The sequence below is a fragment of the Anabaena sp. UHCC 0253 genome (genome assembly GCF_009712085.1).
Taxonomy (GTDB): Bacteria; Cyanobacteriota; Cyanobacteriia; order Cyanobacteriales; family Nostocaceae; genus Dolichospermum.
On the sequence record NZ_VILD01000008.1, the window covers coordinates 141934 to 161590 of the forward strand.

The following is a 19657-nucleotide window of genomic DNA, read 5'->3' on the forward strand; positions in this document are numbered from 1 at the left end:
TTCTCATCATGATCATAAAGATGAATATCTCATTGGTTCAATTCTCATTGCTGATTCTATGAATCATGTAGAACAGGCTCATAGTAAATGTACATTAGGTGAAATTCCCGATTCTGACCCATCTATGTATGTCGTCATGCCTAGCGCCCTTGACCCCAGTTTAGCACCACCTGGTAAACATACTGTATGGATTGAATTTTTTGCTCCTTATCAAATTGCTGGTGCAGAAGGTACAGGTTTAAAAGGGACGGGTTGGACTGATGAATTGAAAAATAAAGTTGCAGATAGAGTAGTTGATAAATTGGCGACTTATTCGCCAAATGTGAAAAAAGCAACTATCGCTAGAAGGGTAGAAAGTCCAGCAGAATTAGGAGAAAGATTAGGTGCATACAAGGGGAATTATTATCATATTGATATGACGATGGATCAAATGATATTCTTCCGACCTTTGCCAGAATTAGCCAATTACAAAACCCCCATTGATAATCTCTTTTTAACTGGTGCAGGAACACATCCAGGTGGCTCAATTTCGGGTATGCCAGGACGCAATTGTGCGAGGGTATTCTTGCAGAATAAGCAACCCTTTAGTCAGGCTTTAAAGGATGCTGGAAACTCTATTAAGTCTACAGTTGGTTCTGTATTTGGGATTAATTAGGGTAGAACTTACCCATTAACAAAAAACCGAAGTATAAATTATCCAAAAGCCACATTTTTCGTAAGGGTTTAGCAGTGCTAAACTCTTACTTTTTACGATCAATATAATCATTGATTAAAATTAGGACTTACGCAAAACAGGAAGTAGGGGTAATTCATGAATTACCCCTACGCAAGAATCAGGTTTTGACTTCAATCTTGCGTAAGTCCTAAAAATATGAAACAACCTATTTTTGGGAAAACATCAAATAATTAATTTGTAAAGTATGTAAGTCCTTAATGAGAGGATTAACTAAAATAAATTGTTTTTTATCCAAATATTGTTTATTTAGAAAACTAAGTGTATAATATTATTACGGTTATGTAGGTTTGATTCATGCGAATGGTTTAAGATCAGAAATTCAATATATAAAACAGATATATGCTAAAAAATGAGATAATACTTTTATTAAGTATTTTAAAGAACCCAGGAATGACGAAAATCGGGAAATAAAACCTTGATAAATCTAAAGTTAATAGAAAAGGATATACTTAAAATATTAATAGTTTTATTAATGTAAATTACAATGGGAGTAAAATATGCCCACTGAAACAGTAACTCTCCAAATCCCAGAAATTATCTATCAGCGATTAGTTAATACTGCTAATGCTACTCAACGTCCCTTACAAGAAGTAATGCTTCATGCTTTACAAGTTGGTAGTCCACCAGCATGGGATGATGTACCAGAGGAATTTCAAGCTGAAATTGCAGCATTAGATAAGCTAGATGATAATACTCTTTGGCAAATTGCCAATAGTCGGAAAACAGCAGATGATATGGACAGATATAACATCCTGCTTGATCATAACTCTAGGGGTATACTTACGGAAGTAGAACGATTAGAGTTAATGTCACTTCGACATGATACTGATTTATTTATGTTACGTAAAGCCCAAGCAGCAGTATTACTTAATTGGCGAGGATATCGGCTATAAAATTCTTAATTTATTGTGTCTACATATATTTCTGAAAGTTTAAGACAAAAAATTATAGATAGCGATAAATCACGTTGCTGCTATTGCTTAACATCTGAGGAAAATAGCGGTATTCCTATGACTTATGATCATATTCACCCAGTTTCTAAGGGTGGAGAAACAACTTTTGAAAATCTTTGTTTAGCTTGTCGTTCATGCAATGAATTCAAAAGTGATGTAATTGAATCTATAGATCCTTTGAGTGGTGAAACTATACAACTTTTTAACCCTCGTAAACAAAAATGGTCTGAGCATTTTGGATGGAGTGCTGATGGTACAAGAGTAGAAAGTGTAAATGCTATTGGTAGAGTCACAATAGTTAAGCTCCGGATGAATAATTCAGTAATTCTTGTTGCTCGAAAGCGTTGGGTAATTAGTGGTTGGCATCCTCCGCTTGATTGATAGTATGTAAACAATAACTTATACAGCATCTAAGTTAAAAGACAAACACTCAGGCTGTGTTACTACTGACTACTGTTTCGGTGACTCCGTGAATTCTGCTTTATGAATAGTTCTAAAAAGTAGTACAGTAAAAAGTGCATCTAGTAGCATTAAAATTTTGATTAAATCACCTGTGCGGAAAATCGTTATTGCTGGTAACTGGAAAATGTTTAAAACCCAGGCAGAATCCGCAGACTTTTTAAGCGGATTTTTGCCTCACCTGGAGGAAACCCCCTCACAACGAGAAGTGGTACTGTTTCCTCCCTTCACCGATTTAAGCTTGCTGTCTAAATCCTTACATGGTAGTCGTGTAAATTTAGGCGCACAAAACGTCCACTGGGAAGAGAATGGAGCATATACGGGCGAAATTTCTGCTTCTATGCTTACGGAAATTGGTGTACGTTATGTCATTATTGGACACAGCGAAAGACGGCAATTCTTCGGAGAAACAGACGCAACTGTAAATCTCCGTCTCAAAGCCGCCCAAAAGCATGGACTCACACCTATTCTCTGTGTTGGGGAAACCAAACAACAACGAGATGCAGGGGAAACAGAATCCATCATTAGCACCCAGTTAGAAAAAGACTTAGTAGACATCGATCAAACCAGCTTGATCATTGCTTATGAACCAATTTGGGCTATTGGTACTGGTGATACCTGTGAAACCAAAGAAGCAAATCGGGTAATTGGCTTAATTCGCAGTCAATTAACTAATCCCCTAGTTCCTATCCAATATGGCGGTTCAGTCAAACCGAATAATATTGATGAAATTATGGCACAACCAGAAATTGACGGCGCTCTTGTTGGAGGAGCTAGTCTAGAAGCTGATAGTTTTGCCAGAATTGTCAATTATCAATAATGGGGATTGGGGATTAGGATAATTGACAATTAACAATTGACAATTGACAATTATCAATTATTAATTATCAATTTGGATTATCTATATGTCTAATAACTTAACCATCAGGGAACGCTGTTTTATTTGGGGAAAGCGAACTTATATTATGGGGATTTTAAATGTTACCCCTGATAGTTTTAGTGATGGTGGCAAATTTAACACTACATCAGCCGCTTTAAACCAGGCAAAAACAATGGTTGCGGCTGGTGCTGACATCATTGATATTGGTGGACAATCTACTCGGCCAGGAGCAGAGCAAATATCCCTAGAAGTTGAACTTGAGCGGGTGCTATCTGTTTTGGAGTTGCTACGTCCAATTATTGATGTGCCTATTTCAGTGGATACAACTAGATCGCAAGTAGCTAAAGCTGCTATAGCTGCTGGAGCAGATATAGTAAATGATATTTCTGGGGGTACATTTGACGCGGAAATGTTGACAACAGTTGCTAGTTTAAATGTGCCTATTGTGTTAATGCACATCCGGGGTAATCCCCAAACTATGCAAAAACTGACTGATTATGAAAATTTAATTTCTGATATTTATAATTTTTTATCGCAGCAAATTACAAATGCGATCGCTGCGGGAATTGATGAAAATAAAATAATTATTGATCCTGGTATTGGTTTTGCTAAAAATCATCAGCAAAATTTAGAAATTTTTCGCCGCTTGCGATCGCTCAAAAACCTCAATTCCCCTATTTTGGTGGGAGCATCCCGCAAAAGTTTTATCGGTAATATTCTCAACCAACCAGATCCAAAAGCCCGGGTTTGGGGAACAGCAGCGGCCTGTTGTGCAGCCATTTTTAATGGTGCAGATATTCTCCGAGTTCACGACGTTCAAGAAATGCAAGAAGTGACTCTAGTCGCAGATGCCATTTTTCGTAATTCGTAATTATTAATTAACTCCATTGCCATTCCCATTACCGTTAGCAGGGTTTTTACCATGATTTTCTTGTACTGGATCAGCAATCAATTCCTGGAACATTTCAGTTGAGTTAGCAGGATCTACAAATACGATTTTGGCATTATTGCTTGCACCCAGTTTTTGACTAGCATCTACGTAATCTTGAGCAACAAGATACCGGAGAATATCCTTACTTTCAGGATGGATACGCAAGGCTTCAGAAATTATTTCTATGGATGTTTTAGTTCCTTCCGCCCGTTTAACTGCCGCTTGTCGTTCCCCTTCCGCTGCTTCTATGGCTGCTTTCTTTTTAATTTGGGCATTTTGTTGCTCTTCCATTGACTTGCGGACAGTTTCTGGTGGGGTGATGCTTTGAATATCTAAACGGATAATTTCAATTCCCCAAGTAGCTGCAATGGGAGTTAATGCGCTTAATATGCTTCGATCCATCTCGTCTCTAGACATATTAGTATCCTCCAAGGAGTTCTGGGCAATATTTTCCCGGAGGTTAGTTGTCGCTAAGTTTGTCAGCCCCTGTTGTAAGTCATCAATAGCATAAAAGCTTTTTTCGATATCTTTAATGCGCCAATAAAGAATTGCATCAACTTCTAAGTAAATTCCGTCTTTAGTAATCACATTTTGCGGTTTAATATCTAAAAGCTGCTCTCTAGTTGTATCCTCCATCACTATCTGATCAATGATGGGAATAATCATGTGAGGACCAGGGTTAAGTTTGCAATGATACCGCCCCAACCGTTCCACTAAAGCAACATTTCCTTGATTTACCATCTTTACAGATGCCAAACCATAACCGACTAGGGCTAGAATTATGATTAAAATGATTGGGTCCATATATTCTCCTCTTGTAGCTTTAGGTTGAATTGATTGTCAGGGTTATAATTATGCGTATATTAGCTATGACACTCCTAACCCTGCTGTCGTGGAGAGTGGTGATACCGAGAATCACTTCTTGGGCTTTTTCTTTCCACAACAAAGCTGACATTGAGGAGTTTTTCCATAAAATGATAAACCTGCGCTCATATTATAGGCGATCGCTCCACTTAAGTAGTTAGATAAAATTAAATTCATTGGTGGAAGTCAGGAAACAACCTATGTAATTCATAAAACCTCGTGGGAAGCGAGAAACTCAGTCCCTTTAGGGCTGAGAGGGAAGCGGCTCAAGGGATTTTAATCCCTGTCAATTCTAAAATGCGTAATTGTAGCCATCTTTGCGGTGAACAATTTTGCAGCATTTATAACTAATACCCTGAACTAATTTTGATGCGGAAATATTGAAAGAACCTGTTGCTCTAACTGCAACACGACCAATATATTTACCGATTTTCTTGCCAGTAGTAACAATTGCTTTCACAATATCACCTGTCTGAAAACCTTTAACAAATTTAATTCTAGGTACATATCGAGATGGAAAACCAAACTTGTCAGTTCGACACATTTGACGAGTCCCATGCCCTGTTGCTTTGATTAGCAAAGGCTTGTTTGTGAAAATTTCTAATTCTCCAATTTGCCCAACACAAGCGGCATCTAGCCAATGAGTTTTAGGAAAGTTGAATTTGGTTCGGTTGAACTTAGTTTGACCACCAGAACCAGTGGAAACAGGTAAACCAGTTTCTTTGAGTCGGCTAAACAATGCCCAACGGGTAGAGTTCACAGCCGCCGCATCTTTTAAAGGTCGTTTTGCTTGTGCCAGAATACATTTGAGAAGATCCGGTTTCTTAGCCAGGAATTTCTCAACATCCTGAGTGCCTTTTTTGATATTGCACTTCTCGCAAGCAAGACAAAGATTAGAAATCCGATTAGTGCCACCTCTGGCTTTAGGATGAATATGCTCAACTTGCAAGGGAACATTCTCAATCCCACAGTAAGCACATTTTCTCTTCCATTTCTCAAGTAGATACTCACGGACTTCGTACCCGAACAAAGTGCCTTGCTGATATTCAATACCTGATATTTCTGGATTGTCTATTTGTTGCAAGTCAAACCTGACAAGCTCTTGAGATATCCTTGTGAGCGGAGCAAACTTAATGAGTTTGTTGACCCAAGTTAAGGTAGTCTCAACACGATGCTGCAAACTTGGAGCTAACCAATTTTTTGTCCGGGTTCTATTCAAAAATCTGGCTTGACGATAGCGAGTATGGCGGTTTCGTCTCCCCCTGCGAAGTGAACGACGGGATTCTAGGGACGCTTTAATTGCACTTCCTCGATAAGAAAGTTCTGCGCCAAAAATGATTTTCTCTCCTTGAACCAATGCTATGCCCGTAGTTTTTGAACCAGGGTCTATTTTGAGTTCTATCGCTTGGTTAACAACATCTGAGCATGACTTGTTTAAGATGATAGTAAAGGGGTACATCCTAAATACAGCAGCTTTTCCAGAATCCAATAATTTCCTTGCTACCGAGGGATGACAAGGGCTTAAAGGTTGTTTGTTTGTGTCGATAACTAATGCGTAATTTGACATTTCTGCCTCTCTGATTTCTCAGGTAATGTTCGCTTCGACCTTGTTATCTGAGTTTGTTAGGCTTGTAACACTGTTTCAGTGACTTTAAAACTGTTTAATTACAAACGACAGAGCGGAAAACTAGCGTCGCATTCTCCGGTGTCTTGACTCAAATAACGGCTACCATAAGACTACGCTCAGGGTGGTCTGGTCAGTACAGCTTGCTTGATTACTCTTACAAGCTCAGTGGCTTTAGCCCTGAGTTACTGACTCCCTCTCGGTATTTACTAATTACTAATTTAACGGGAAAATATCTTCTCACCGGATTTTTAACTAAATAAATTATTGATAATCGGGTAAAAAATATGTTACAAAATTTAATGTCTTCTGTGCTATTTAGCTCGCTTATCTTTACCTATTAGTAAAACGAAATAAAAGCTTTTCTTGAAAAATGGAATTGATATCCTGATATTAACTTGATTGGGATTATTAACACGCTTACCAAATATACGTTTTAGTTCTGTTAATTGATCATCTGTAAAAGTGCTGGCTATTTGCGGTGGAATCTGAGCTAAAAACTTTTTGATTACAGGATCTGTCTTCAATGAGTTTTGATTTAAATCTGGATCAGACATATTAATCCAAGTTGCTACTTATCTAGTTAAAGCTGGTAATTGGTAATCGGTCAAAAAATCTTAGTCTTAATCCTGGACATTATCTCGACTTCGCGGTAGTTGAGCGGAGTCGAAACTCGATAACCACCTGATGCAGAGAATTTCCCTAAATAGCAACTGATATTATTAGGTCATTATAACACACTACTTAAAAGTCAGGACTGTGTTCATCATCCCAACACTTATTATTATTCCATATTCTACCAGTTTTTTGGCATTCATGTTCATCATCAATCCAAGGAATTGACGTGGTGTGAGGAGTATAGGTTGATGGGATATTAATTGCAGGTAATACAAAAAATAATACTGTGAATATAGAAGAAAAGATAACACCTAAAAAACCGCTCAAGAATAAGATATTGATCGGTGTAAGAATAGGATATAAACTTTTTTCTTGACGTAAGCGCACTTGTGAACGTCGTTCTTCACCGGCTAATAATACTAGATATAATTTTAGTCCAGGAATAGGAAATGAAATTCGCCAATTTATAAAATGATTAGCCTGACTACGCTCACAAAAACCTCTATAAATGGCTTCTATTTGTTCATCTGTTAAAGTGGCTAATATCTCTGGTGAAATTTGACTGATAAGTCTTTTAAAGTTTGGATCATTCCGTCTTGTTTTTTTCATAAGAATGTCTGACAACTAAGAAAGTTAGTGTTTTTACAAGCAAGATAAGAACTTAAAAATTAGGTTATGAATCTACCTTTTGAATAAAAATTTAAGCTCTTGATAATTAATCAGTTGGGGATATTGCTGGAGGAGCTAATATACGAGAGCGAAATTAAAAATTAATAATTAAAAAAGCAGATTACACAAGCTTATTGAGAACTTTTAATGGTTGATTTACTAGCTACAGATCCATCACTGTTTGTGAACACTACGCTTATTAAAAACGCAGTAATGCTATTTAACCCATTTATATTACCGGATTCGGGTATTGCTAAATCCGCCAGTCTTACAGAATTTATCTTTTGACGGGGGGAATTCCTGAATGCTGTTTTGATAGAACCTGTATATAGAGTTGCTGTCCATATTACATATATTGTCCAAATGCCAATATTAACACCAGTATCATAATATAATAATCCTAATTTAGGCAATAGTGAATTACTTAAAATTAACTTCATTATAACTTTATAAATAGATACGCAATAATGTTCAAGAATTGATTAGGAACTGAGAAATCTCTGAATTCGTTGGGATACTTGTTCTGATAAAGTTAAACTATTAGCATCAAACAATTCAATTTTCAAACAGGATCTAAACCAAGTCCGTTGACGTTTAGCAAATTGTCTTGTGTGTAAAACAATTAACTCTTTAGCTTCATCTAAAGAAATATCTCCAGCTAGATATTGCTTTATTTCTTGATATCCTAAAGTGTTTAATAAAGTTAAATCAGCACCATATTTCTGACACAAATATTCAACTTCACCAACTAAACCATCTGCAATCATTTGTTCAGTTCGCCTACAAATTCTGACATCTAAACGTTCCGCATCACAATCTAAATATAAGTGCAGAATCGGATACGGAGGTGGGTTCTCTCCCTGTTGTTCAGAAATCGGACATCCCGTGACATAATATACTTCTAAAGCTCTTAAAGTCCGCACCAAATCGTTAGGGTGAATTTTTTGGGCGGCGACTGGATCAACTTGTTGCAACATCGGGTAAAGTTGATTTTGACCTAAAGATTCGAGTTGCGATCGCAATTCCGGTTGTGGTGATACTCTCGGAATCTTCATCCCTTGCACAATAGAACGGATATATAAACCAGTACCACCAACTAAAAACAGAGGCTCAACTTTCAAACTATTAATTAAAGCTTGTGCTTGCTCCTGGTAATCTGCTACTGTCATAGTCTGAGTCGGTTCACAAATATCAATTAGATGATGTGGTACTAATTTTTGTTCTGCCAACGTTGGTTTAGCTGTACCAAGATCAAATTCACGGTATACTTGACGGGAATCGGCACTGAGAATTACAGCACCCAACTTCTTTGCTAAACTCAAAGCCAAACCGGATTTACCCGTCGCCGTCGCTCCAGAAATTACAATTAATTTAGTCATTAGTCGCTTCTCTCCAATTAAAAATTAAAAATTAAAAATTAAAAATGTAGAATTCACCGTTTTAATTCTTAATTGATAAAGGGTTACAACCCCTATGAAAATTTATCATCAAATTGCGCTACAGACGGCAGGAAGGCTTTTATGTTATAATGTTGGGGTGATTTGACTTTTTTCGCCTTTTGGCGATTTTAACCCCAAGCATCAGGAGAATTTTCATGACGAGCAGTTACAGTGCCGATCAGATTCAAGTTCTGGAAGGTCTGGAAGCCGTCCGCAAACGACCAGGGATGTACATTGGTACTACAGGTCCGCGAGGACTTCACCATTTAGTTTACGAGGTAGTGGACAACTCTGTTGATGAAGCTTTGGCGGGTCATTGTACCCATGTTGAAGTAGATATCAATGCTGATGGTTCTGTCACCGTAACAGATGATGGTCGGGGTATTCCTACCGATATTCACCCAAAAACTGGGAAATCGGCTTTAGAAACAGTGTTAACTGTTCTCCACGCTGGTGGTAAGTTTGGTGGTGGTGGCTACAAAGTTTCCGGTGGTTTACACGGGGTAGGAATTTCTGTTGTTAACGCCCTGTCTGAGTTTGTAGAAGTTACGGTTTGGCGAGATCACAAGGTACATACCCAGCGATATGAACGGAGTTTCCCCGTTACGGAATTGGTAGCGAAACCTTACAAAGAAGATAGAACTGGTACTTCTATTACCTTTAAACCAGATACACAAATTTTTACCACGAGCATAGAATTTGATTACATTACTTTATCAGGACGCTTACGCGAGTTGGCGTATCTGAATGCAGGTGTCAGAATTATTTTCACGGATCATCGTTTAGAAATTCTCAAAAGCGACACACCGAGAATAGAAACTTACGAGTACAAGGGTGGTATTAAAGAGTATATCGCCTACATGAATCGTGAGAAGCAACCTCTCCATGAAGAAATTATCTATGTGCAGGGGGAACGTAATAACGTCCAGGTAGAAGTTTCCTTGCAGTGGTGTACTGATGCTTACACAGATAATGTTCTAGGTTTTGCTAATAATATTCGGACTATTGATGGTGGTACACACCTAGAAGGTTTAAAAGCAGTTTTAACTCGGACATTAAATGCGATCGCTCGCAAACGGAATAAAATTAAAGAAGGTGAATCTAACCTCAGTGGTGAACACGTTCGGGAAGGTTTAACCGCTGTAATTTCTGTCAAAGTCCCAGATCCGGAATTTGAAGGACAAACTAAAACTAAACTGGGAAATACAGAAGTTCGCGGTATCGTAGATTCTTTTGTGGGTGAAGTTCTCACCGAGTATTTAGACTTTCATCCTGGTGTAGCTGATTCAATTCTCGATAAAGCTATTCAAGCCTTTAAAGCCGCTGAAGCTGCCCGTCATGCACGGGAATTAGTACGTCGGAAATCTGTATTAGAGTCTTCTCCTCTCCCTGGTAAATTAGCAGATTGCAGTTCCCGTGATCCTGCTGAATCGGAAATATACATCGTAGAAGGCGATTCAGCGGGTGGTTGTTTTCATGGTGATACACTAGTAGCATTAGCTGATGGGCGATCGCTTAGTTTTAAAGAAATCGTCGCTGAACAAGTGTTAGGAAAAGAGCATTTTTGCTACACTATTCGCAATAATGGCACTATTGGGGTAGAACGGATTATTAATCCCCGCATGACTAAAGCCAATGCTGAAGTCATCAAGGTGACATTAGATAATGATGAAACAATTGTTTGCACCCCAGATCATCGCTTCATGTTACGTGATGGCAGCTACAAGCAAGCTGCATTATTAACCCCTGATGATTCCCTTATGCCTCTATATCGGCAAATATCTGATATCAGCAATCCGGGAATTACCATTGATGGTTATGAAATGGTTTGGAATCCACGTTCTGATTCTTGGTTGTTCACTCATACCTTAGCGGATTGGTATAACCGTTCTTTAGGTGTTTATCAGCTAACAGACGGAGAACATTGCCATCATCTTGATTTCAACAAGCGCAATGACAACCCCACGAATTTACAGCGTTTATCGGTTGAATCACACTTAGCTTTGCATCGCGCTCATATTGAAAAAACATTACATCGTCAAGATGCAATTGAAAAGAGCCGGAAAACTCGTCAAGGTAAAGAATTTCGTGCCAAGATGAGTCAAAGAATGCAGCAGCCTGAAACGCGGCAGATTTTGTCAGCACAAGCTAAGGAACAATGGCAAGATGAAGCTTATCAAAGCTATATGCTGGGCAAATGGAGGGAGTTTTATGACAATAACGAAACTTATCGTCAGGAAAACCATGAACGCCTCAATCAAGCACAGCAAGACTATTGGAGTGATGAAGCCAACCGTTTAGCCCAATCTCAAAGAGTTAGCGCCCATTTTGCTAATAATCCCCAAGCCCGTGAAACTCAATCACTTTTGGCTAAGGAACAATGGGAAAATGAAGCTTTATTAGCATGGCGGCGAGAAAAAACACAGCAGCAATGGACACCTGAATTTCGCGCCCAACGTCATGCAACTTTGCAGCAAACCTACTATCGCAAAACTATTACTGTCCTCAAACAGATTGAAGTTGAGCAAGGTAAGCTTGATTTAGAAGCTTATAATACATACCGTCAACAGACAAAAGATAAGTCTTTATTACGGTTCGATAGTTTTTGTCAACGTTACTTTGATGGTAATCCAGCGTTAGCTTATGAAGCTGTTGCTAATTACAACCACCGCATTGTGAGTATTGAACGTTTAACCGAACAGGTAGATGTTTACGATATCGAAGTTCCCCAAACACATAACTTCGCTTTAGCTAGTGGTGTTTTTGTTCATAACAGCGCCAAGCAAGGACGCGATCGCCGCACCCAGGCAATTCTCCCTCTGCGTGGTAAGATCCTCAACATCGAAAAAACCGATGATGCCAAAATCTACAAAAATAACGAAATTCAATCGTTAATTACCGCCCTTGGTTTAGGTGTCAAAGGTGAAGAATTCAACGCCGCCCAATTACGATATCATCATGTAGTGTTAATGACTGATGCTGACGTAGATGGGGCGCACATCCGCACCTTGTTATTAACTTTCTTCTATCGTTATCAACGGGCGCTGATTGAACAAGGTTTCATCTATATTGCTTGTCCTCCACTCTACAAAGTAGAACGGGGAAAAAATTATCAGTATTGTTATAGCGAACGGGAATTGCAACAGCATCTAGGTACTCTTCCCAGTAATGCTAACTATACCATTCAGCGTTTTAAAGGTTTGGGAGAAATGATGCCCGAACAACTGTGGACAACCACCATGAACCCAGAAACCCGTACCCTCAAACGAGTGGAAATTGAAGACGCAGCCGAAGCAGATCGCATCTTTACCATACTTATGGGCGATCGCGTCGCACCTAGACGGGAATTCATTGAAACCTACGGTTCTAAACTCAATCTCACAGATTTAGATATCTAAGGGTAATTGGTAATTGGTGATGGGTAATTGGTAATGGGTAAAATTCTTATCTGTCACCTGTAACCTGTCACCTGTCACCTGTCACCTGTCACCTATTACTTTTTCACCAAAAATCATAAATTTTCCTCACAAAGAAGCAAAGCATTTGCTATGCTGAGATAGCGTAACTAAATATGATCTCCAAAACCAAGAAAATTTACTAAGTATAACCAAATTTTTTATACCCGATGACAGCAAATTTCTGAAAACACCCAGTGTGGGAATATGTAGCTGACATAGATAGATTCACTTAAAAATCTTTCTCAGCAACTCTAGCAACAATATTATTTATCAACTGATTAAAATATCGTTGTATACAATAAGAACAGTTTGTCAAGTTGCACAGGGTAGAAATCTCAACTCTGCGCTAATGTGTGAATAAGGTGAAATCTTAATTCATTCACCAGCCCACTAAAATATCCACAATCTTAACTCCCTAGTTCAGATTATTGGTATAGCATAGACAAGGGTTAGTGCCTGGAAACAAGCACAGCGAACCAGCTAATAGTGAATATGTAGAGTTGGTTTAACCAGCACGAATGCTTACAAACCACAACCCGCCGTCGGGTTTAGTTAAAGCAGTACATAGACACTATATTTTCAGTTGTGAACAATTTGTATAAGTTTTATAAAGCAGCAAGTGTGCCTACCTTTCAATTTAATGAGAATGCCACTGCCAAACCAACAAGTTTTCGACAAGATTTAATGGTGTTATCACCATTTTTAATATCTTTTTGATAAAGGTGGCTTTGTATGACTGCATGAATTCATAAATAATGCACAAAAAGAGTGCAATTTTTGTGAAACAGGCTACAATCGGAACAGTATTTACAGTTAAATCTGTCAAACGTCATCCAAATTATGTCCGCATGATTAAACTTTTTGCAGAACATGAATCTAGTTTTATAGATTCAGTCAATCAAAAGTTAAAATGCAGCATTTCCCGGTATGACTATTACAAAAGTAAACAAGCCTGCCTTAAACAGGCAAAATAGCACCGAAAATATTTTAGGGTGATCAGCCAAAACCCGATTTTCGGTTTATAGATTACTTTTGGCCAAAAGTAATCAAAATGTCTTGAGTAACTGATTCTGCAAGGAGCATGAGGAACGCGGCATGAACCAGGCTAACAACGTACTCGATAATATTTATCAGCCTGACCTAGAAATGATAAATCCGCCGGAGATCGAATTAGAAGAACTCTTAATAGAAGAAGAAGAAGAGGACTTATTGCTGACAGATGATGGCGAAATTGATGATTTTTTAGAGCCTCAGTCTGATGAGGACGACGCAAAGTCTGGAAAAGCCGCTAAATCGCGTCGTCGGACACAAACCAAGAAAAAGCACTACACCGAAGATTCTATTCGTTTGTACCTGCAAGAAATTGGGCGGATTCGTTTGTTACGTGCAGACGAAGAAATTGAACTAGCGCGAAAAATTGCCGATTTACTAGAACTAGAACGAGTGCGGGAAAGGCTTTGTGAACGCCTAGAACGCGATCCTAGAGACAGCGAATGGGCAGCAGAAGTTTCATTACCATTACCAACCTTTCGTTATCGTCTGCACGTTGGCCGCAGAGCGAAAGACAAAATGGTACAGTCGAACCTACGGCTTGTAGTTTCAATTGCTAAAAAATACATGAATCGTGGCTTGTCTTTCCAAGACTTGATTCAAGAAGGTAGTCTTGGTTTGATTCGTGCTGCTGAAAAATTCGATCACGAAAAAGGCTATAAGTTTTCTACCTACGCTACATGGTGGATACGTCAAGCAATTACTAGAGCGATCGCTGATCAATCCCGCACAATTCGCCTCCCAGTTCATCTTTACGAAACCATTTCCCGGATTAAGAAAACTACAAAACTCCTATCCCAAGAAATGGGGCGCAAACCCACAGAGGAAGAAATTGCTACTCGCATGGAAATGACCATCGAGAAACTGCGATTTATTGCTAAATCAGCCCAATTACCAATTTCCTTAGAAACACCTATTGGTAAAGAAGAAGATTCCCGTCTAGGTGATTTTATTGAATCTGATGGAGAAACACCAGAAGATCAAGTTTCTAAGAACTTACTACGGGAAGACCTAGAAAAAGTCCTAGATAGTCTTAGCCCCCGTGAAAGGGACGTTTTGAGACTACGCTATGGTTTAGACGATGGCCGCATGAAAACCCTCGAAGAAATCGGCCAGATTTTCAACGTCACCCGCGAACGCATTCGTCAAATCGAAGCGAAAGCACTCCGTAAATTACGCCACCCCAATCGGAACAGCGTACTGAAAGAGTATATTCGGTAAATGTTGGGGGCGGGTTTAAATCATTAACCTTTTAAACCTGCCCCTAGCATTCACTACATCTTTCCTTGCTGCATCACCTCTTGCAGGTGATGGCGAATTTCGTGTGCTTGTTCAATTTCTGACTGACGTAATTTTTGGAAAAGTTCTACACAAGGTTGAGAATTAGCGTCCTTTGCATCTTTGATATAATTTTCATAAGCTTGAACAGCTACGGCTTTATTGTGCAGGACACTGATAAAATCATACTCTAAATTGCTAATGGGTTCTTGAGTTTTAGTTTTACTCATGTTTCTACTCCGTTAGTTGTTGATAGCAATTCCCATGCAAGCGAGGTACAATGAGAAGAATTAACCACAGATGAACGCAGATAAATTTGTACCTCATTAGACTAAGAAAAGTTATAATTAATTTCTACTTATTCCCTGAGAGTTATTCATCTGTCTAAAAGCTGAGAAAATACTATATTCTGACTAGAGATATTTCGGCAGAACTTTTCTACTTATTCAATTTTTGTGCTTGTTGTAATAACTGTTGGGAATTTTTCACCCACTGTAAATTACTTTGAATATTATATAAATCTCTAGCATATTGGAAAACTTGGACAGCTTCCTTGTATTGCTTTAACTGCATAAAAACTAAACCAGCCCCATAATAGGAATTAGCATAATTAGCATTAGCTGCGGCTGATTTTCTAAAAGCAGACAAAGCCTCGTTTAATTTACCTTGATTAAACAAAATCGAACCAATATTATAGTGTGCTTCTGCATATTTGGGATTAATTTTAATTGCTTGATTAAAAGCTACCTTTGCTTCATCAATTTTACCTTGTTGTAAATAAGATATACCTAAATGATAAGAAGGTTCTGGCGCATTTTGACTATAGGTTCTGGCTTTTTGAAAAGAAGCGATCGCCTCTTTCCAATTTTTTTCCTGCTGCCTAACTAACCCCATGTTATAATGAGCAAAACCTAAATTTGGATTTAATTGCAAAGCCTGATTTAAATAATCTTTCGCCAATTTTAAATTATTTCCTTCTAATAACGCCCCACCTAAATTTGCAAAAGCTAAAGCAAATTGAGAATCAGCTTGAGTCGCTTGATAAAAAGCATCCGCCGCAAGTTGTAACTTTCCCGATTGTCGTAGTGCTAAACCTAAATTGTAATGTGCTGCTGCTAATTGAGGATCTAGTTTAATAGCTTGACGAAAAGCAGTTATTGCATCTTCTAACCTTCCCGATTGAATCGCCTGTAACCCTTGATTTAAATAGTTGATAGCTGCTTGGCTTGTAGATTGTGCCAGCATGACATTAGGGTGAGAAGTAGAAAATACTGGTTTGATATTCACACCTAATAAAAACAAACTGATTATCCCCAAGACAGGATATTTAATTAATGATAATTGCATTGATTTTCCACCAAATCACATCTTTTCTGACGATAAATAAATAAAAAGGTCGAGAATTTACGAAATATTTTACAAATATTTGATATTGAGTATCAAATTTAGTGATAATTAACACTTCTTCAAATAGATTATTACAACAAGCTACAATTTTTTATAACCGAGATTAAAAGTAGGATAATAAAAAATTGAACCAGGAATAATTCTCCTGAACAAAAAATGAATTACTCCTGAAAATATACAGAACGCGGTTGAGGGAATCACCGTAAAGGAGGATTTATGAACGAAAAAGTAAAATCCGGTTCGCGGAATGTAGCAATTGTCGGACCTTATTTAAGTGGAAAAACCACATTGCTAGAAAGCTTATTATTTGTCACCGAAGCGATTTCTCGTAAAGGTAACATCAAAGATGGTAACACAGTCGGAGATAGCGCCAACGAAGCACGCGACCGACGAATGAGCATAGAAGTAAATACCGCACATACAGATTATCATGATATTCACTTCAATTTTATTGATTGTCCCGGTTCAGTAGAATTTGCCCAAGAGACATACAATGCTTTAATGGGAGTTGATGCCGCAATTGTCGTTTGTGAACCCATGCGCGACAGAGTTCTCACCTTAGCACCCCTATTTAAATTTTTAGACGATTGGGAAATTCCCCATATCGTTTTTGTGAATAAAATGGATAGGGCAAATATTCATGTTTTAGAAACATTAAACGCCCTGAAAGCAGTTTCTAGCCGTCCCCTCGTCGCCCACCAATACCCTATCATGCAAGGGGAACAACTCACAGGATTTATTGATATGGTAAGTGAAAAAGCCTATCAATATCATGTCGGCGCACCTGCTGATTCTATCCCTTTTCCAGAAGAATTAAAAGTAGAAGAACATATAGCCAGAGCAGAAATGTTAGAAGCTTTGGCAGATTTTGACGATCATTTACTCGAAGAACTTTTAGAAGATATCGAACCACCTCAAGAAGAAATTATCAAAGATTTAAAATTAGAATTAGGTGCAGATTTAGTAGTACCTGTTTTCTTTGGAGTTGCAGAACAAGATTATGGTGTTAGACCTTTATTAGAAGCAATGTTACGGGAAGCGCCAGATCCAGGAATGACAATGGCAAGGCGTTTAGAAACAATTAATGATGTTCCCATAGCGCAAGTTCTCAAAACCTTCTACACTCCCCAAGGTGGAAAACTTTCCCTCGTGCGAGTATGGCAAGGAACATTAACTGATGGTATTGTTTTGAATGGTATTCGTGCTGGTGGTCTTTATCGTTTAATGGGACAACAACAACAGCAAATTAATCAAGCTGTGGCTGGCGAAATTGTCGCTATTAGTCGGTTAGAAAACATTAAAACAGGAGATACGATTTCTCCAAATTCCCAGGTAACAACATTACCAAAAGCAGAACAATTAAAACCAGTTTTTGCATTAGCCATTACACCAGAAAAACGCAATGATGAAGTCAAACTTAGCAGTGCTATTACTAAATTATTAGAGGAAGATCCTTCTTTAGCTTGGGAACAACATAGAGATACTCAGGAAGTGATTCTTTGGGGACAAGGGGAAATACATTTGCAAGTTGCGTTAGATAGATTACGCCGCAAATATAATTTACCAATGTCTACTCGTCTTCCTCAAGTTCCTTATAAAGAAACCATTCGCAAATCTGTAAACTCAGTTCATGGACGTTATAAACATCAAAGTGGTGGACATGGACAATTTGGAGATGTTTATTTAGATATTAATCCTCTACCAAGAGGTGAAGGTTTCAATTTTAATGAAAAGATTGTTGGTGGTGTCGTTCCTAGACAATATATTCCTGGGGTAGAAATGGGAGTGCGGGAATTTCTCACACATGGTCCTTTAGGCTTCCCAATGGTAGATGTAGGGGTGACATTAACCAATGGTTCTTACCACAGCGTTGATAGTTCCGAACAGGCTTTTAAACAAGCTGCACGTTTAGCTATGCAGACGGGAGTAACTCTAGCACAACCTACGTTATTAGAACCAATTTTAAAGGTAGATGTGACTAATCCCAGTGAGTTTACTTCTAAGGTTTTGCAACTGTTGACTGGTAGACGGGGGCAGATTTTAGGCTATGAAGGTAGACATGATTGGCAAGGTTGGGATCATGTTTCTGCCTATTTACCCCAAGCAGAAATGCAGAATTTTATTGTAGAATTGCGATCGCTCACTTTGGGTGTTGGTTCTTTCCATTGGGAACAAGATCATCTGCAAGAAGTACCGGAAAAGCTGGCTGAACGCATTCTAATCATTAATGGTGGTAACGGTAAATAATCTAACCTCGTTCCCAGTCAGAGACTGGGAATGCTATTAGGAAGGTTCTATCTTCCGTTTTTGCCTTACGCAAAGGCGCAAAGAAAGAAGATGAAGAAAGATCAATATTGTTCTGGTAAATAATCTTGATTTAAACTTTCTTCTGTAGTAGAGGGAGAATCTACAGGAAAAGTCTCAAGTGATAATTCTGTTTCTACGGAAGCTTGTTTTCTCGCATCTTGATAACCTTTGCTAAAGGTCATCTTATGATGGGTTACAGTATATGAAAAAATTCCCAATTATCAAAAATGGCTAATAATACTATTCCCACTGGATATTTACGCAAAGTCCATCATATTGCTTTTAATGTCGCCGATATGGCAGCATCTCGCCGTTTTTACGGTCATATTTTAGGATTACATGAACTTACAGGAGAAGAAGTACCCGCAACATTAATAGAACTTGTCAATACTGGCAAAGTCGCTAATTTTGTTACTCCTGACGGTACAATAATTGATTTATTTGGAGAACCAGAATTATCACCACCAGATTCAGATCCGAGTAAATCCTTTACCAGAGCATATCATTTGGCGTTTGATATTGATCCAGAATTATTTGACCAAGCATTGACAGTAATTCAGGAAAATAATCTAGTCATTGCACACGGTCCTGTGAGTCGTCCGACTGGTAGAGGGGTGTACTTTTATGACCCCGATGGGTTTATGATTGAAATTCGTTGTGATCCTCATTAAATGCGAAGATGGAAAAAATATTAAAAGCTATTGCAGACGTAATTACTAACCCACCAATTCCCCACGAACCCCATAAACAATCTTTGAAAAATTGGGCGATGTATTGCTTACGGGATAGAGGTTTTATAGTAGTTTTTGCCCAAAATGCTGATTTTGCGGTGCAGTTTAAAAACGGTGACAAGTTCTATTTTAAAGTTACCAATCAAGCTGAAGGTTTAGACAATAGTCTCAACTGGATTGTTTGGGATAATGTTAATAAAACCACCTGTTTGATCCCTCAAGCATAGGGTTATGGCTAATGACCGCAGAATCA

The 19657-nt window shown here is 38.4% G+C and carries 20 protein-coding genes and 1 pseudogene; 11 read left to right on the forward strand and 10 right to left on the reverse strand.

The window, feature by feature from the left end:
- The 5 genes and pseudogenes from FJR38_RS28710 to folP form a co-directional block, all read left to right on the forward strand.
- A pseudogene (locus tag FJR38_RS28710) lies at positions 1 to 655 on the forward strand (NAD(P)/FAD-dependent oxidoreductase); the annotation flags it as partial.
- A gap of 578 nt (positions 656 to 1233) precedes the next feature.
- Positions 1234 to 1629 carry a hypothetical protein gene (locus FJR38_RS20700; RefSeq protein ID WP_168491930.1) on the forward strand — a complete coding sequence of 132 codons (396 nt, stop codon included), beginning with the start codon at positions 1234 to 1236 and terminating at the stop codon, positions 1627 to 1629.
- A gap of 15 nt (positions 1630 to 1644) precedes the next feature.
- Positions 1645 to 2070 carry an HNH endonuclease signature motif containing protein gene (locus tag FJR38_RS20705; RefSeq protein ID WP_168539137.1) on the forward strand — a complete coding sequence of 142 codons (426 nt, stop codon included), beginning with the start codon at positions 1645 to 1647 and terminating at the stop codon, positions 2068 to 2070.
- A 172-nt stretch (positions 2071 to 2242) separates the two neighbouring features.
- The gene (gene tpiA, locus FJR38_RS20710) at positions 2243 to 2968 is read left to right on the forward strand and encodes a triose-phosphate isomerase (RefSeq protein ID WP_168492135.1); all 726 of its coding nucleotides are present in this window, start codon (positions 2243 to 2245) and stop codon (positions 2966 to 2968) included.
- Positions 2969 to 3053: 85 nt separating this feature from the next.
- A complete protein-coding gene (gene folP, locus FJR38_RS20715; protein ID WP_168539139.1) occupies positions 3054 to 3899 on the forward strand; it encodes a dihydropteroate synthase in 846 nt (281 codons plus the stop codon).
- 3 nt (positions 3900 to 3902) lie between these two features.
- Here the strand turns inward: folP and FJR38_RS20720 are convergent, their stop codons facing one another.
- The 7 genes from FJR38_RS20720 to miaA form a co-directional block, all read right to left on the reverse strand.
- The gene (locus FJR38_RS20720) at positions 3903 to 4763 is read right to left on the reverse strand and encodes an SPFH domain-containing protein (RefSeq protein ID WP_168539141.1); all 861 of its coding nucleotides are present in this window, start codon (positions 4761 to 4763) and stop codon (positions 3903 to 3905) included.
- 111 nt (positions 4764 to 4874) lie between these two features.
- A complete protein-coding gene (locus tag FJR38_RS29110; RefSeq protein WP_256366934.1) occupies positions 4875 to 5000 on the reverse strand; it encodes a hypothetical protein in 126 nt (41 codons plus the stop codon).
- Between the two features lie 115 nt (positions 5001 to 5115).
- On the reverse strand, positions 5116 to 6390 hold the full coding sequence (iscB, locus tag FJR38_RS20725; RefSeq protein WP_168539143.1) for an RNA-guided endonuclease IscB: 1275 nt from the start codon (positions 6388 to 6390) through the stop codon (positions 5116 to 5118).
- 371 nt (positions 6391 to 6761) lie between these two features.
- Entirely contained in the window at positions 6762 to 7004 is a 243-nt protein-coding gene (locus tag FJR38_RS20730) for a hypothetical protein (RefSeq protein ID WP_168491921.1), read from the reverse strand.
- A 187-nt stretch (positions 7005 to 7191) separates the two neighbouring features.
- Entirely contained in the window at positions 7192 to 7674 is a 483-nt protein-coding gene (locus FJR38_RS20735; RefSeq protein WP_168491919.1) for a hypothetical protein, read from the reverse strand.
- Between the two features lie 191 nt (positions 7675 to 7865).
- On the reverse strand, positions 7866 to 8174 hold the full coding sequence (locus tag FJR38_RS20740; protein ID WP_168491917.1) for a hypothetical protein: 309 nt from the start codon (positions 8172 to 8174) through the stop codon (positions 7866 to 7868).
- A 42-nt stretch (positions 8175 to 8216) separates the two neighbouring features.
- Complete coding sequence (gene miaA / locus FJR38_RS20745; RefSeq protein WP_168539145.1) at positions 8217 to 9113, reverse strand: tRNA (adenosine(37)-N6)-dimethylallyltransferase MiaA; 897 nt, start codon at positions 9111 to 9113, stop codon at positions 8217 to 8219.
- A 215-nt stretch (positions 9114 to 9328) separates the two neighbouring features.
- Here miaA and gyrB point away from each other — a divergent pair, with 215 nt between their 5' ends.
- From gyrB to rpoD, 3 genes are all read left to right on the forward strand, one after another.
- Positions 9329 to 12571 (forward strand): DNA topoisomerase (ATP-hydrolyzing) subunit B, encoded by a 3243-nt coding sequence (gene gyrB / locus FJR38_RS20750; RefSeq protein ID WP_168539147.1) that lies wholly within the window; start codon positions 9329 to 9331, stop codon positions 12569 to 12571.
- 839 nt (positions 12572 to 13410) lie between these two features.
- Complete coding sequence (locus FJR38_RS20755) at positions 13411 to 13605, forward strand: hypothetical protein (RefSeq protein ID WP_168491913.1); 195 nt, start codon at positions 13411 to 13413, stop codon at positions 13603 to 13605.
- Positions 13606 to 13726: 121 nt separating this feature from the next.
- Positions 13727 to 14902, forward strand: coding sequence for an RNA polymerase sigma factor RpoD (gene rpoD, locus FJR38_RS20760; RefSeq protein ID WP_168491911.1), 1176 nt, complete (start codon positions 13727 to 13729; stop codon positions 14900 to 14902).
- A gap of 53 nt (positions 14903 to 14955) precedes the next feature.
- On the opposite strand, the gene FJR38_RS20765 is transcribed toward rpoD, so the two are convergent.
- Both FJR38_RS20765 and FJR38_RS20770 read right to left on the reverse strand, forming a co-directional pair.
- Positions 14956 to 15189 (reverse strand): DUF1198 domain-containing protein, encoded by a 234-nt coding sequence (locus tag FJR38_RS20765; protein WP_168491909.1) that lies wholly within the window; start codon positions 15187 to 15189, stop codon positions 14956 to 14958.
- A 208-nt stretch (positions 15190 to 15397) separates the two neighbouring features.
- Positions 15398 to 16306 (reverse strand): lipopolysaccharide assembly protein LapB, encoded by a 909-nt coding sequence (locus FJR38_RS20770; RefSeq protein WP_168539149.1) that lies wholly within the window; start codon positions 16304 to 16306, stop codon positions 15398 to 15400.
- A 276-nt stretch (positions 16307 to 16582) separates the two neighbouring features.
- On the opposite strand from FJR38_RS20770, the gene FJR38_RS20775 reads away from it, so the two are divergent.
- Positions 16583 to 18613 carry an elongation factor G gene (locus tag FJR38_RS20775; protein WP_168539151.1) on the forward strand — a complete coding sequence of 677 codons (2031 nt, stop codon included), beginning with the start codon at positions 16583 to 16585 and terminating at the stop codon, positions 18611 to 18613.
- Between the two features lie 101 nt (positions 18614 to 18714).
- Here FJR38_RS20775 and FJR38_RS20780 read toward each other — a convergent pair whose 3' ends face one another.
- Positions 18715 to 18855, reverse strand: coding sequence for a DUF29 family protein (locus FJR38_RS20780; RefSeq protein WP_168539153.1), 141 nt, complete (start codon positions 18853 to 18855; stop codon positions 18715 to 18717).
- 45 nt (positions 18856 to 18900) lie between these two features.
- Here FJR38_RS20780 and FJR38_RS20785 point away from each other — a divergent pair, with 45 nt between their 5' ends.
- Together FJR38_RS20785 and FJR38_RS20790 are read left to right on the forward strand one after the other, a co-directional pair.
- The gene (locus FJR38_RS20785) at positions 18901 to 19344 is read left to right on the forward strand and encodes a VOC family protein (RefSeq protein ID WP_168491905.1); all 444 of its coding nucleotides are present in this window, start codon (positions 18901 to 18903) and stop codon (positions 19342 to 19344) included.
- A gap of 8 nt (positions 19345 to 19352) precedes the next feature.
- Positions 19353 to 19631 carry a hypothetical protein gene (locus FJR38_RS20790; RefSeq protein WP_168491903.1) on the forward strand — a complete coding sequence of 93 codons (279 nt, stop codon included), beginning with the start codon at positions 19353 to 19355 and terminating at the stop codon, positions 19629 to 19631.
- The last annotated feature ends 26 nt before the right edge of the window (positions 19632 to 19657 follow it).